We start from the raw sequence: 14001 nt of genomic DNA on the forward strand, positions 1-14001 counted from the left end.
AGTTCTTCTCTATTTGGGTTATTAACTGTTTCTCACTTTGGCGCATGACTCTCTAAAAACGAGGCTCGCTGGAATTAATATGCGTTTGACAATGGGATTCGGTTCTCGCAGCTGTTCAATCAACAACTTGGCTGCTTCACTCCCTAACACTTCTCCATTCAGCCTGACGCCAGTCAGCGGCGGCTTAAATTCAGGAGCGTAAATTGAATCATCGCTAAACGCGAACACAGATAAGTCTTCTGGTATTTGCAGTTTAAGTTCCTCAGCAGCTTGATAAACACCTAAGGCAACTTTATCTGTATCGGTAATAATTGCAGTAATCTGCGGGTAAGAAGTCAGTAATCGTTTGGTCATCTGAAAGCCATAAGCCGTCGATGTTAATTTCCCATCCTTGTAGACGATGAACTTAGGTTCAATCGTCACCTCTGCTTTTTGAAAGGCTCTAATGAAACCTAATTCGCGATCTTGAGCCACTGTTCGTTCCTTCTGTGTGTTCAGAAACGCGATGTGCGTATGGCCTAGTTGCAGCAGATGCTCCGCAACAAGTTGTCCCATACCAATGTTGTCGTTATCTACATAGGACACGCTGGACTCGAACTCTTGATGTGGTCTTCCAATAACGACGAGCGGCAAATTCCGCATGATCCGTTCCGAGATTCGTTCATCATTCTCAGCGGGATCGAGTAGAATATCACCATCAACAGGATCAGTCGCTACATACTCAACTTGCTTGGAGAATTCGGTTGACAGTGAGTTTACAAGCAATCGATAGCCTTGGCTGTAGCACTCTCTTAACACGCCATTAAAAAGGCCAAGATGAAACTGACTAAATTTCACCTGTTCGCCCGGCATATTAAGTCCAATAATACTCGTCCGTTTGTTCGCTAGACTTCGAGCCCAATAATTCGGTCTATAGTTCAAATCCAGAGCAGCATCCAGAACGCGCTTTGACACCTCCTTGCTAATAGGTCTCTTTTTACTAAACACGTTTGAAACGGTGCTTTTGGATACTCTTGCTACTTTCGCAACATCATCTATGTTTGCCATATGGGCTCGCCTCACTTCTCTTTAATAGTAAACCGGTTTTATCAAGGCAGTTTCATGGCTGGTTAAATGAATTGTAAATAAAACAGGCTGTTTAAATAAGATAATCCCAGTAATATCAAGGGTTTTCTAGCATTCACAGTATGCCGAATGAAATAATTCATGAAGCCGGTTCGACGATTTCCGTTTTTTCATTTAACAAAAAGAAAAAGAACCAGCGGCTTCAGTTATCAGCCACTGGTTCTTCTTCCTATGTCGAATTACGAGTATTCCTACAAACAGCGTACCTACCGCCCCTGTTCAGATAATCATATCACTCAAGCATGTTGCCTCTCGGAGTAGTTACTCCGTTACCCATTGCGTTTTTAAGGCAAAAGGGACACGCGCTGCCTTCGTTGGAATGACTTCCGGATAACCAATATAGATAAAGCCGACCATCTCTTCTTTGCCTGAGAGGCCGAAGTTCTCTTGCATTTTCGGATGATACGTGGGATCGCCAGTCCGCCAGATCGTGCCTAATCCCAGGGCATGTGCGGCTAGCATCATATTCTGTACGGCGCAATGAACGGCCGCATATTCCTCTATCACGGGAACGACTGGCTTCTCCGCTGGCGAAACGGCTACTGCAATCACGAGCGGAGCCCGCATGGCTTTTTTCTCATTGTTGCTGCGCAGCTGCTCTTCTTCTTCCTCAGACAGTTCAGCATCTGCGCCTGATCTCGCTTCCGCAATGGCGACTTCGGCATAGCCGCGCCCCAGCAGCTTTCTGCCCTCGCCCGACATCACCCAGAACCGCCAAGGTTCCGTATTCGCGTGATTCGGTGCCCAGACAGCAGCTTCCAATATCTCTTCAATCAGTGCGTGCTCGATGGGATCCTGCTTGAGTTTCCCAATACTGCGCCGCTGGCGAATCGCTTCTTTCACATCCATGCGTTCCACTCCCCATTCCATTCCTATCTAAATCTAATGTACATGTTCCCATGGATATTTTCAATTTTTGATAAGCCTCCATTTAAATAGTCGACATGATGCGTCAATAACCTAGCTAGCTTGTGCGAGTGATAGTTGCAAKGGGGGATGGTGTCCAAGTAGCTAGTGTTTGAACTCCCTCGAGGATAGATGGAAAACGTACAGTTAAATCAGAACGATTTCCCCGATTTAGTGAAATAGCTGGATAACATGTAGGTAATTCCGCCCTTTTTCAGCAAAAATGGCGGATATGCCGAAATTAACTACCCTTTTTCCATCTAATCATGATTTTTACCCGTGGAGTGTGAAATTAGCTGATCTTTTTCCAGTTAAACGAAGAGATCACTCGCTCGCCAAGTCCCTTCAGCGGCTACAACTCGCATACGGTGCAGCACCCGCGGGAAGATTGCTCTCCCAAACTTTTCTCCCCCAAAAAAACGCAAAAAAAAGACCCCAACGAGTCTAACCTCGTCGGAGTCTTTATGCAAATCTTCTATGTGTGCCAAACCTTATTTGTCTTTTTTAGCGTGTGAACCGTCGCAATTGCCCTCGCTGTTCTGTGTGTTTCCGCATGCACATTTACCCATAATCGCTGCCTCCTCCAAATGTAATCTTGTTGGGTTTATTATATCCAACTCACTTACATTTGTAAAGTAGTTAATTAAAAGTTAGTAAATGAGGATAATTATCATTCTCAATGGAGCCCTGCTGCTTCGCGACTAGCTCGTCATATTTAGTTTTTTATCCGTAGGTAGGAAGGCTGCAAACAGTCCTAGCAACGGCAAGTACGCGCAAAGCCGAATCACGAAACCGATACTTGTCGCATCGGCCAACGTCCCCAGCACCGCCGAACCAATGCCACCTAATCCGAACGCCAGTCCGAAGAATAATCCAGATACCGTACCAACCTTGCCAGGCAACAACTCCTGCGCATAGACCACGATTACAGAGAAGCCGGACAACAGAATGAACCCGATGCATGCACATAGAACTGCTGACCAGAACAGGTTTACAAATGGAAGCAGCAAAGAGAACGGCGCGGTTCCCAAGATGGAGAACCAGATCATATTTCGTCTGCCGAATCGGTCCGCCAAAGGGCCGCCCATAAATGTCCCCACAGCCCCAGCTGCCAATAGGGTGAAAATAATGAGCTGCGCTTTCCCTGTCGTGACTCCGAAATGGTCCATTAAATAGAACGCATAGAACCCTGTCATACTCGCCACATAAACGAATTTGGAAAAGAGCAGCATGATCAGAATACCTAGCGCGTAGGCGACTGTTTTCTTTGGCAAAGGCTTCTTCACGGAAGCCGTTTTACGAACAGCGGAACGTGCGACTAGCGCACCTTGGTACCATTTTGCCACAAATATCTGAACTACGATCCCCGCTGCCGCTGCAAAAGTAAACCAAATGATCCCGAACTGACCTAACGGTACGAAAATAAGTGCTGTAAAAATAGGTGCCAACGCCTGGCCAATGTTCCCGCCTGTTTGGAAAATCGACTGCGCCAGCCCTCTACGAGGACCCGCAGCTAAGAAGGCCACCCGCGAAGACTCTGGATGCAGCACGGATGAGCCTAGGCCAACCAGAATTACGGCCATGATCACATGCGAGAATGTTCCCGCATAGGCCAGTACGACAATACCAAATAGCGAGAAAACAACGCCAATTGGCAGTAAATAGGGCTTCGGCTTCGCGTCGGTATACAACCCGATTAAGGGCTGGAACAAGGAAGCTGTCACGTTGAGTGTGAAGGCGATCCAACCAATTTGCGTAAAGCTTAACTGCAAGGAGTCATGCAGAATTGGGAAGATCGCGGGAATAACCGATTGAATCGCATCATTTAATAAATGTACTAAGCTGATCGAAAATAAAATGGCATAGACCGTACGTGCCTGTGTCTGTGCTGAATGTGTAGCAGAAACTGTACCTGTTGCTGTTTGCATGAAAACCACTCCTAATCATCATATCATCTGATGTTTAAAATCATGGGAAAGGCAAGGATGACTCCCGCTCCCATCTTCTTCATAATCTTACTCTTTACTTTTACTCTAATTGTCCTGCTGAAGAAACTTTTTGACCTGCTGAACGGTCCTCTCCAGATTCTGAAGTGTCCAATGCTCCGCAGCGGCAACATCCTTATCTCGGATCGCTTGATACAAATTCACATGAAAAAGATGATGGTGATCGTGAACCTGCTCATCCATTACTAAATTCCTCAGAGCTTCCAACATCACTGCTGAAAATGAGCGATACAAATCGACAACAATGCTATTTTTGCTCGCGACCGCGATTGCCTGATGAAAAACCATGTCAGAAGCTAAATAGGCGTTCGTATCCCCTCTATCCAGCGCCTGCAACCGTTGATCCAATGCTTCACTCATCTGCGCCAAATCGGCTTCGTCGCGACGTTCTGCAGCGAGTCTGGATATTTCGAGCTCGAGCATTTTTCTGACTTCGTAGACTTCCAAAATTTCCGCTCGACGCAGTCGGTGAACTAGCGGTTCTTGCATCGCTGCATCGGAATGCCCCGTTAGAAAGGTGCCAAAGCCTTGCTTCTTCTCCAGCAATCCCGCATGCACAAGAACCCTAACAGCCTCACGAATGGTGGAGCGGCCGACGCCGAACTGTTCCATTAATTCCGGCTCCGTCGGAATCTTGTCGCCCATTTTCAGCTCGCCATCTGAAATTTTCTTCTGCAACTGGGTCACAACATCATCCACAAGCTTGGGACGGCGGAGTGTTTGGAAAGAAACCTTCGCATTCATCTGATCATCTCCTGTATGGCGAGTATATCACAGACTCGAATTGTTTTTCTATTCTTTACTTAAAATCAACATAAATTTAGCACTCTCCTATCGAGACTGCCAGAAATTTGACAATGACGTAGATGATCAGGCAAGCTATAGTTATAGCAACAAGACAAGCACGTGAAATACTAGTCCACTAGATTGCTAGAACACAAAATTCTAATCATGCCAAGGGGGCCATTCCTATATGAAATCAAACAAAAAACTTACACTCATCTCCACGACTGCCATGGCATTTTCATTATTCGCTTCTTTGACACTTGTTCAACCTGCCTCCGCTGCAGTTAAAACAAGCGCTGATTTTACAGATTTGGCTGGAAGCAACGCAGCTTTGAAAACGAAAATCGATCGTATGATCGCTGATGGTATTTTCGAAGGCGTTTCGGGTACAACTTTCGGAATCTCACAAAATATGACGCGTGCGCAATTCGCTAAAGTAGCTACGAAAATCTACAATATTCCGGTTGATCTTACGATTAACGTGTCCAGCTTCACGGATGTTCATGCAGACGACACCGCTAACGGTTGGGCGATCCCTTATATTGAAGCGGCTAAAAAAGCCGGTCTGATCGACGGCGTGACAGATACAACATTCCAGCCTGGCGAATCGGTTACCGCTGCCCAGTTGGATACCGTGCTTCTTAAAGGATTAGGAAAAACAGTTTCGATGGCAAGCTCGCCTTGGTACACGGATGCGGTTAAGCAGGCCACTGCGCTTGGTATTCATCCAACTAGCAAAGCTGGCGATCAAGCCGCTACACGCGAGGATCTCGTAGTTAGCTCGTACGGGGCTCAAGATGCTTTCAACGCTCAGAAGCCGCCAGTCGTAACACCTTCTAACCCAAGTAATGTTTCGGTTGTAGGTGATTACCATTTGGGCAGCGTCATTGATAGTGGATTGACTAGCTCCGCTACAGGTACTATCACCAAAACGATTGCTGAAGATCCTACGCTAAGTAAATTTGCCAAAGAGATCAAAATCAAATTAACAACATCCGCTGGTGAAGATATTGCGACTCCTGGCATTGTACAATCGGTTGTCTCCTTAGACCCTAGCATTGCTAAAGTAGGCCTTACCTCCGATCATCGTGCTTACGTGCTGGGTAACAAACCCGGTACTACGGACGTGAGTCTTATTGTGCAAGTTGGGAATGGAGAAGCTAAACAACTGCATGTCAGCGTAACTGTCGAAAGTACCGCTGTGACTGTGAAGACATTGACGGCGGGGGAAACTTCCATTACTGAACCTATGACAATGAGTGTTGGTGACAATGTGTACAAAGCTAATTTCGACGCATACACAGCCATGGATCTTAAGGCTACAGACAATTATGGAAACACATATGAGAACCTCGATATCCGAAACTATAACTTTGCTCTAGGCACTTTATTTATTACGAATGATGTGCGCGGGGAAACTGGCTCTGCGGTTGGCTCTGTATCGGTTGATGCCGATGGTACCGTGCATGTAACGGGTAATGTAACCAATTTTGAACTTACTGCCGTTTCAGCTTCGGGCGTCAAAGTAACAAGCTACGTCACACTAACAACATCCAGATAAGTTGAACGAAGACATGCAGCTCCCCTTCCGGGGAGCTTTTTTGTATGGGGACGCACACTAGCCCATCTCTTACATATATTGCTAGTGCTCATCATTTTACAGAAAGGGGTCGGTCTCGATGTACAACGACCCAACCTTTTATACCTATCCCCCAGCTCAGTATCATCTATATCCTGCTCACCCCTACCACTATGCACCTTACTGGGCGTGGGACCGCAACTTTCCTCCAGTTAATACCAAAATGCTTTCTAACTCCGTCGTTGCCTCGGAGCACTTGTTAAAAGATGCTTCTATCGTCGTCAAAAAGCTCACAGACCCAGAAATCGCTCGTCAATTAATGACGAATGCTCAGAACGGCAACCAAAAAGAAGTCGATCGTATTGTTAAAACCTTCGGTAGTGATTCTACCATCGAAACGAGCTACTCCCCCAGTACCATACAATTCGTGGTTGGTCCCCGTGTGACCGCAAATCAATGCTGCCGAGTCACGCTCATGCTCAAATGGGGCGAATAAAAAAAGCAACCCACCTCGTTACCGCGAGTAGGGTTGCTCTTCTTTCAACGCACATCTACACTGTTTAGCAGAGGCCACGTAACCGCGAGCCAATAGGATGCTGCAATGAGCATGACCCAGTAGAGGATGTAATATATATCTAACATCGAGTAGGAAGATACATAATAATACGTGCGTTTACGACTCATCGAAAAACGCTTCGCTTCCATCGCCACCGCCGTCCGGTGGGCACGGCGAATGCTTTGAGCCAGCAGCGGAATGGCGATCATCCGCATCGTGGTGTACCACAATGTCAGCGGATTCTGCTGCTGACGCTTGCCCCTAACCTTGAGCGCATAGCGAAGCGTCTGCAGCTCCTCGAGGATGACGGGCAGCATGCGCAGCGCTGCCAGGAAGCTGTACGCGTACTTCGGCGCGACCTTCCACTGCTGCATCATCGCATAGAACAACGCGACAGGCCGCGTGGTCAAGCTGAACAGCAAGCCGACGGAAGCAACCTGGATGCCGCGCAAACCAAGATGGATCCCGCGGTAGAAGCTTTCCTCGGTAATTCTAATGATCCCAAGATGAAACCATTCGGTCTCCCCGATACCGAACATCATCATGCCCGCTGTGGAGGACACGAAAATCAGCAGAAATGGTGACGCATAGAGCAGCAGTCTCTTCGTAGGATGTCCGGATAATAGCGCCAGCGGAAGCAACGCGCCTAACGTCAGGAACAGCATCATATTGAGATTATGAGTGAAGACGACAACGATGAATAGCAGAATCGATAAGACAAGCTTCACACCCGGATTTACCCGATGCAGCCATGTTTCGCGAAAGGGGAACGTTATTTGCATAGCAGCGGCTCTCCTCCCGGGACAGCATAAATAATGGATGCGTGCTCGACTTCCGTCACGCGCCCGGCCTCGACCTGCCAGACGCGCGTTGCCCAGCGCTTGACGATCTCGTGATCGTGTGTCACCATCACGATCACGGTCCCGCTGGCGCGCAGCCGCTCCAGCCCCTCGAGCATGCGCAGCGTGCCGCGCGCATCGAGCCCGAAGGTGGGCTCATCTAGCAGCAGGATGCGTGGCCCGCGAACCATCGCGGACGCCACGCTAAGCCTGCGCTTCTGGCCCAGCGAGAGCTGGAACGGGTGCCGCTCGCGCAGCGCGAGCAGGTCGTATTCCCGGAGCAGCAGCTCAGCCGCTGCCCATTGCTCGTTCCTCGGCTGACCCTCTGGCAAGCCATAGGTCAGCTCTTCCTCCACGGAGTTCGTGACGAACTGGAACTCCGGGTTCTGGAACACAAAGCCGACTTGCTCCGCAAGGTGCTCGACTTTGTTGCCCTTCACGCCCGCGATCACACAGCTTCCGCGGGTTGGGACGAGCCGCATGATCGCGAGGAGGAGCGAGCTTTTGCCTGCACCGTTGGCACCGATAACGGTGATCCATTCCCCTGGATAAACGCTAAAGTTATCCACAGAGGTCCTGATCTGTCCTCCGCGAACACCGACGAAATCCTGGAAGACCATAACGGGTGCTAACGGCACCACACTAGTGGGATGCCCATTCCATAGGTCGTCTCCCCTCACCGCTGCCTGCGGATTCTCCTTGGCATAGTCCTCCCACACCTCAGGATACCAAATGCCATATTCCCTCATTTGCTCTTTGTAAGCTTCAAACATGGCAAGCGGCGGTCCATCGGCCAATACCTTGCCTTCTGGAGTTAAGATGATCAACCGATCGAGCAAATCCAGCATGCCGCTAATTTTGTGCTCGACAATAAGGAGAGTTTTGTCCCCGCTAATGGCTCGAATCGTGTCCCATACCTGCTTCGTACCCTCATCATCCAACAGCGCCGTCGGCTCATCGAGAAAGAGCACCTCTGGCTCAAGCGCCAGTACACTTGCGATCGCTAACCGCTGCTTCATCCCTTGGGACAGCGTACTAATCAACGTATGCGCATCAGGCACATGCACCCCGACCAAATCCAAGTAATACCGGATGCGCGCAGGCATATCTTCCCGCGGCACTTCCTGATTTTCCAACACGAACGCGATTTCTTCATCAATATAAGGCATACAGAACTGTGTATCTGGATCTTGAAACACATACCCCCACCGGCTAGGCCTGCGAATCTCATCCGCTTTGAGCGGCAGCTCAATCATGTCTGGCACAATTCCGCTCAACACCTGAAGCAGGGTCGATTTGCCACAGCCGCTAGGTCCCAGCAGCAGTACCTTCTCACCCCGCTCGATGGAAAAGGAAACCCCCTGAAAGATCAGGGGGGCGTCATCGCCGGGATATTTTAACCGTAGATTCGTAACGCTCATTCCTTCGCTCATCTCGTTACCCCAGTACGTCGTAATCTTTTTTGGAAACTGGACGAATCAGATTCAATACACCTGTGCGGGATAAAGCACCTGTCAAATAGTAGGCGAATACACCCGCGATCAAAGCGCTACCCAGTAACCGTAAACCAATGAATAATAGATAATTCCAGAATGCCAGCTGATCGATATAGCCATAGTACGTATCCACAAAAATGGACATGATCGCGGAAGCGAAAGATGCAAGAATCGTTACTCCCACATTAGTGCGACGATAGCGGAAAGCCGCGAACACCAGCTCTGCACCAAGCCCTTGCAGCAATCCAAAGACGAGCGTCGACACGCCCCAATGGCCGCCATACAAGGCCTCGATCGTTGCGGCTGCAACTTCAGCCAACAGGGCAACGCCTGGTTTGCGAATCACGAGGAACGCGAATGTCGCTGCCATGAACCACATGCCATAGCTCAACTGCTCTGCATGTAAGCCTAGCGGCTTCATAAGATCATAGATCGGTCCCCAAATCCGATAAATCACACCAAACACGGCTGAAATAACAATCGTGATCAAAATATCTGTCAGCTTCAACCCTTTTTTACTTGCTTCCTTTTGCTCCATCTTCTTCTCGACTCCTTTTTCCCCATTCATATTTGTCAATGAGATAAGCGAACACGCCAACCTTGGATACATGGTCTTTTTTGCCCCTTAAGGACAAAAAAAGCCCACCGGAATACCGGCAGGCTTGAACATTTGTGCATAAAAAAGCACATCAGGTCTCTACGCTGGCATTATCCAGATCAGATTAACGGTCAGTGGCATAGGGCCACTATCTCAGCCTGACTTCATCAAGCACCCGTGTTGCTATTCATTTGGCTTAACTGTAGCGGATTATCTGCTCTTTGGCAATCCTTTTTTTCCCAAAGAAACGGAGAAACTTCCCCATGCTCGTCTGCACTGGTAACATGCCAAAATCAGGATAACATTAGAAGTTGACTTCCACCCCTTAGAAAAACTACAATTTGTAGTGTCCTCTTATTTTTCAACAAAGAAACTTATTCAGGGTGGATGATTCCACGATGCAGAAAGGGATTGAAATTGATGACCATATTGTTCTATATCGGACTAGCTCTATTCATTGCAGCTATCATTGGTTATGTACTCGCAGCAAGAATAAACAAAGACAACACCTCGCGGTTGAAAAAGGCTGAAAAGCAAGCCCTAAAAAAGAAACATAAAACATGGCTCCTTCTCTCACATGCCCTGCTCATCATCGCTCTCGGCAGCGTCGGTACTTCACTCATTCAAAGCTCCGCAGGCAAGTACAGCTTAGATAAGCTTAATTTCCATGCCAACATTCAGGTCACAACAGATAAGGATTACGGACGCGATCATAAAGATGGCACCTTGATGTACGAGATGAAAATCCCTACTTCAGGTACGCATAGCCCACATGATTTGAAATTCGGATTCTATAAGGAAAGACCTGGTTACGAGATGCTTGTCCACAACTTGGAGCATGGCGATATCATCATCCATTACCATCCCGATGCACCGAAGGAGCTGCTCGATCGACTTGACTACTTGACCCACTTCAAGACGGCTGGTGCTGGTGTGCTAGCAGTTCCCAATGTCGATGTGCCAGCCGATCAAGAGGTCGTGGTTACGGCTTGGACGAAAACAATGTCACTCGCCAAATTCGATGAAGCTAGTGTTGGAACGTTCATTCACGACTATATCAACAAAGGTCCTGAGCAAATTCCTGCTAACGTGCGGCTCGGCGGCGGAACGATGTAATTACTTGCGAATTACTTGCGAATTATTTCCGAATTATTTCCGAATCGTTTCACGATCTGAAACTAGTTTGGTTGGTACTAAACCTGTCATTCTTCGGAATACACGATAGAAATAAGACGGATCGTTATAGCCAATAAACTCGGCAATTTCGGTGACGGTCAGGGCGGAATGACGCAGCATGTAGACGGCTGTTTTGATTCGCGTGACGTGAACGAATTCACTGATCGTTTGACCCGTGACTTGGCGAAAAAGCGAAGCTGCATAATTCGGCGAGCGGCTGATACAGCTGCCTAACTCGTCCTTGGTGACATGCTCGCGGTAATGATTCTGGATATAGCCCTTCATTTGCTCCACGAGAAGTGCGGTTGTCGAGGTTGTGGCAGCCTGATCCGACTCCCGTTGGAGAAACACAAACAGCTCTTGCAGATGCGCTTCACATAGCGCCATGTAATAGGGCTGTTTGTCTTGCCAGCCGCGATGGATCAAACGCAGCCGATCTGCGATGATGTCGAATTTGCCGGTCTGGCGACAGGTGTAGGACGATTGTTGCAGTAGCGGAAAGATGTCTTGTGCTGCCTGCGCGTCAAATTGCAGCACAAATTTCTCATGTATTTTCGTTGGCACACTCCGGCCATAGAAGGGAGTTTCTCTCGGGACGAGGAGCCATTGCCCTTTCTCTAGCACTTGTTTCTTCTCATTGACCCAGTACACACAGCGGCCATAGATCACGAAAACAAGTGTCCAGTCCGGGCGCATTATGGGCTGTTCCTCGTTCCATGTACTGCTTTTATCATAGTGAATGCCAGTTAGCTGCATAAAATCCTCGCCCCCTTGTATCATACTATATTACATATATCATACTATAGTTCATAGAAAATCACATGGATAAGGCATATAATGAAGCCAACTAATCTCTTACATTCGAAAGGAAGTCCTTCACGATGCGTAGAACAAAAATCATTTGTACAATGGGTCCTGCGTGCGACTCCGTCCCAACCCTGAAAGAATTAATTGGCGCCGGCATGAGCGTCGCGCGTTTAAATATGGCACATGGCGATTTGGATGAGCACCGCGGTCGTATTCAGCGTGTTCGCCAAGCTGCGCAAGAAATGGGCGTTATTATCCCGATTCTTATGGATATCAAAGGTCCAGAAATCCGCATCGGTCAATTGAAAGATGCTTCCTATGACTTGCAAACGGGCGATCGCATCGTCTTGACAACTGAACAAATTATCGGCGATTCCAGCCGTGTATCGGTGAACTACCCAGGTTTGCCGCAGGATGTTAAGCCCGGCAATCTCGTATTGATCGACGATGGCTCCATCGAGCTGCGTGTTGAAATGATCGATGGCGCAGAAGTGACTTGCAGCGTCTTGAACCCCGCTCAGTTGAAGCAACGCAAAGGTGTTAACTTACCAGGCGTACGCACATCCTTGCCGGGTGTGACGGAGCGCGATGTCATGCACATCAAATTCGGCGTTGAGGAAAATATTTCAATCGTCGCGATGTCCTTCGTTCGTAACGGAAATGATGTTCGTGAGGTTCGTGCCCTTCTAGAGCAGTATGGCGCAGGATTGACACCGATCATCTCGAAAATCGAGAACGAAGAAGGCATGACGAACTTCGCTGGTATCCTGGAAGCTTCCGACGGCATCATGGTGGCCCGTGGTGACCTTGGGGTTGAAATTCCGACCGAGGAAGTTCCAATTGCACAAAAAGATATGATACGCGCTTGTAACTTAGCTGGTAAACCGGTTATTACAGCTACGCAAATGCTGGATTCCATGCAGCGCAACCCGCGTCCGACTCGCGCTGAAGTGAGTGACGTGGCGAATGCCGTGCTTGACGGCAGTGACGTTGTGATGCTTTCCGGCGAGACAGCGGCTGGCAAGTATCCAGTCGAGTCCGTGACGATGATGGCAACTATCGCTGAGCGCGTCGAGCAAACCATGGTGCGCAGCTCCTTGGTTGATGCACAGCTGCAATCCAACAACGAGATCACCGAAGTGTTGTGCCAAGCGGTTGTATCCTCCGCGAACAAGCTGCATGCTGCGGCGATTCTAACACCGACAGAGACGGGCTTCACGGCACGAATGATCGCCAAATATCGCCCAGAAGCACCGATCATCGCGGTAACGAACAGCCAGCACGCGATCAGCCAATTGAGCATGGTGCAGGGTGTCATCCCTGTTCTTGGTGAATTCTGCGAATCAACGGATGCGATGATTCGCTCCGCGATCAACCAAGCAGAGACGCTTGGTTATGTGAAGAAAGGCGACCTCACCGTCGTCTCCGCAGGTATTCCGGTTGGGAAGTCCGGTACGACTAACCTATTGAAGGTTGAGCGGGTTTAGCGAAGATAGAGAACCTCCATCTATTTCCGGCAGTTATGGGCTGGCGAAGAGAAATAACGGGAAACCGTGCCTCTCCCCGCCCCACTGAACGATTAGATGGAAAACCTCCATCTAATTCAGGCGATAACGACTCGTGTAGGGAAATAACTGGAAAAACTCACGCTATTTTCGAGTAATAACGAGATAATCGGCGAAATGGTGAGAAATAGATGGATGTTTTCCATCTATTTGCGATTTTCGGCTAATTCCCGGCGAATTAGATGTACTTTTTACAGGTATACTGCCGCGTAGCGCAGACCACTAACCTCCCTTCCACCTTTGTCCAGTGGATTKGGAGGTTTTTTGATGGCATCGCACCAACATCGTTGCAATCAGCAGATACCTTGCCGTAGCCCCCGCTTCCCTGTAGCCTCCTGAATGATTAGATGGAAAACCTCCATCTAATTCAGGCGATAACGACTCGTGTAGCGAAATAACTGGAAAAACTCACGTTATTTTCGAGTAATAACGAGATAATCGGCGAAATAGCAAGAAATAGATGGATGTTTTCCATCTATTTGCGATTTTCGGCTAATTCCCGGCGAATTAGATGTACTTTTTACAGTTATACTGCCTGCGTAGCGCAGACCACTAGCCTCCC

General features: G+C 48.5%; 12 protein-coding genes and 1 riboswitch. Of the genes, 4 read left to right on the forward strand and 8 right to left on the reverse strand.

Features of this window, described 5'->3' with window-relative positions; genetic code table 11:
* Positions 1–21 precede the first annotated feature (21 nt).
* From AC1DLM_RS03935 to AC1DLM_RS03950, 4 genes are all read right to left on the reverse strand, one after another.
* Complete coding sequence (locus tag AC1DLM_RS03935) at positions 22–1047, reverse strand: LacI family DNA-binding transcriptional regulator (RefSeq protein WP_477569174.1); 1026 nt, start codon at positions 1045–1047, stop codon at positions 22–24.
* Between the two features lie 339 nt (positions 1048–1386).
* Positions 1387–1974 (reverse strand): nitroreductase family protein, encoded by a 588-nt coding sequence (locus AC1DLM_RS03940; protein ID WP_441992346.1) that lies wholly within the window; start codon positions 1972–1974, stop codon positions 1387–1389.
* 758 nt (positions 1975–2732) lie between these two features.
* Positions 2733–3959, reverse strand: coding sequence for an MFS transporter (locus tag AC1DLM_RS03945; RefSeq protein WP_477569175.1), 1227 nt, complete (start codon positions 3957–3959; stop codon positions 2733–2735).
* 105 nt (positions 3960–4064) lie between these two features.
* Positions 4065–4781, reverse strand: a complete 717-nt coding sequence (locus tag AC1DLM_RS03950; RefSeq protein WP_441992348.1) for a FadR/GntR family transcriptional regulator — start codon at positions 4779–4781, stop codon at positions 4065–4067.
* 229 nt (positions 4782–5010) lie between these two features.
* Between AC1DLM_RS03950 and AC1DLM_RS03955 the strand changes: the two genes are divergently transcribed.
* Positions 5011–6384, forward strand: coding sequence for an S-layer homology domain-containing protein (locus AC1DLM_RS03955; protein WP_477569176.1), 1374 nt, complete (start codon positions 5011–5013; stop codon positions 6382–6384).
* 118 nt (positions 6385–6502) lie between these two features.
* A complete protein-coding gene (locus AC1DLM_RS03960; RefSeq protein WP_477569177.1) occupies positions 6503–6898 on the forward strand; it encodes a YuzC family spore coat inner layer protein in 396 nt (131 codons plus the stop codon).
* Between the two features lie 44 nt (positions 6899–6942).
* Here the strand turns inward: AC1DLM_RS03960 and AC1DLM_RS03965 are convergent, their stop codons facing one another.
* From AC1DLM_RS03965 to AC1DLM_RS03975, 3 genes are read right to left on the reverse strand one after another with little or no spacing between them, the layout of a single operon-like run.
* Positions 6943–7740 carry an energy-coupling factor transporter transmembrane component T family protein gene (locus AC1DLM_RS03965; protein ID WP_477569178.1) on the reverse strand — a complete coding sequence of 266 codons (798 nt, stop codon included), beginning with the start codon at positions 7738–7740 and terminating at the stop codon, positions 6943–6945.
* Positions 7731–9230: an ABC transporter ATP-binding protein gene (locus AC1DLM_RS03970; protein WP_441992352.1), complete on the reverse strand. Its 1500-nt coding sequence runs from the start codon at positions 9228–9230 to the stop codon at positions 7731–7733. Before AC1DLM_RS03970 ends, AC1DLM_RS03965 begins: the two co-directional genes overlap by 10 nt.
* A 4-nt stretch (positions 9231–9234) precedes the next feature.
* A complete protein-coding gene (locus AC1DLM_RS03975) occupies positions 9235–9831 on the reverse strand; it encodes an ECF transporter S component (protein ID WP_477569179.1) in 597 nt (198 codons plus the stop codon).
* 139 nt (positions 9832–9970) lie between these two features.
* A riboswitch (TPP riboswitch) is annotated at positions 9971–10080 on the reverse strand.
* A 231-nt stretch (positions 10081–10311) separates the two neighbouring features.
* Here AC1DLM_RS03975 and AC1DLM_RS03980 point away from each other — a divergent pair.
* A complete protein-coding gene (locus AC1DLM_RS03980) occupies positions 10312–11007 on the forward strand; it encodes a DUF3105 domain-containing protein (RefSeq protein WP_441992354.1) in 696 nt (231 codons plus the stop codon).
* A gap of 33 nt (positions 11008–11040) precedes the next feature.
* On the opposite strand, the gene AC1DLM_RS03985 is transcribed toward AC1DLM_RS03980, so the two are convergent.
* The gene (locus tag AC1DLM_RS03985; RefSeq protein WP_477569180.1) at positions 11041–11823 is read right to left on the reverse strand and encodes an AraC family transcriptional regulator; all 783 of its coding nucleotides are present in this window, start codon (positions 11821–11823) and stop codon (positions 11041–11043) included.
* Positions 11824–11948: 125 nt separating this feature from the next.
* Between AC1DLM_RS03985 and pyk the strand changes: the two genes are divergently transcribed.
* A complete protein-coding gene (pyk, locus tag AC1DLM_RS03990) occupies positions 11949–13361 on the forward strand; it encodes a pyruvate kinase (RefSeq protein ID WP_477569181.1) in 1413 nt (470 codons plus the stop codon).
* Positions 13362–14001 lie beyond the last annotated feature (640 nt).

The organism is Paenibacillus sp. 01T442 (assembly GCF_056398345.1).

What these genes read in the sequence shown, in the direction of transcription:
- AC1DLM_RS03935 (WP_477569174.1), bottom strand. Translation starts at nt 1,047, where the DNA reads ATGGCAAACATAGATGATGTTGCGAAAGTAGCAAGAGTATCCAAAAGC.
- AC1DLM_RS03975 (WP_477569179.1), bottom strand. Translation starts at nt 9,831, where the DNA reads ATGGAGCAAAAGGAAGCAAGTAAAAAAGGGTTGAAGCTGACAGATATT.
- AC1DLM_RS03970 (WP_441992352.1), bottom strand. Translation starts at nt 9,230, where the DNA reads ATGAGCGAAGGAATGAGCGTTACGAATCTACGGTTAAAATATCCCGGC.
- AC1DLM_RS03965 (WP_477569178.1), bottom strand. Translation starts at nt 7,740, where the DNA reads ATGCAAATAACGTTCCCCTTTCGCGAAACATGGCTGCATCGGGTAAAT.
- AC1DLM_RS03940 (WP_441992346.1), bottom strand. Translation starts at nt 1,974, where the DNA reads ATGGATGTGAAAGAAGCGATTCGCCAGCGGCGCAGTATTGGGAAACTC.
- pyk (WP_477569181.1), top strand. Translation starts at nt 11,949, where the DNA reads ATGCGTAGAACAAAAATCATTTGTACAATGGGTCCTGCGTGCGACTCC.
- AC1DLM_RS03985 (WP_477569180.1), bottom strand. Translation starts at nt 11,823, where the DNA reads ATGCAGCTAACTGGCATTCACTATGATAAAAGCAGTACATGGAACGAG.
- AC1DLM_RS03960 (WP_477569177.1), top strand. Translation starts at nt 6,503, where the DNA reads ATGTACAACGACCCAACCTTTTATACCTATCCCCCAGCTCAGTATCAT.
- AC1DLM_RS03955 (WP_477569176.1), top strand. Translation starts at nt 5,011, where the DNA reads ATGAAATCAAACAAAAAACTTACACTCATCTCCACGACTGCCATGGCA.
- AC1DLM_RS03945 (WP_477569175.1), bottom strand. Translation starts at nt 3,959, where the DNA reads ATGCAAACAGCAACAGGTACAGTTTCTGCTACACATTCAGCACAGACA.
- AC1DLM_RS03950 (WP_441992348.1), bottom strand. Translation starts at nt 4,781, where the DNA reads ATGAATGCGAAGGTTTCTTTCCAAACACTCCGCCGTCCCAAGCTTGTG.
- AC1DLM_RS03980 (WP_441992354.1), top strand. Translation starts at nt 10,312, where the DNA reads ATGACCATATTGTTCTATATCGGACTAGCTCTATTCATTGCAGCTATC.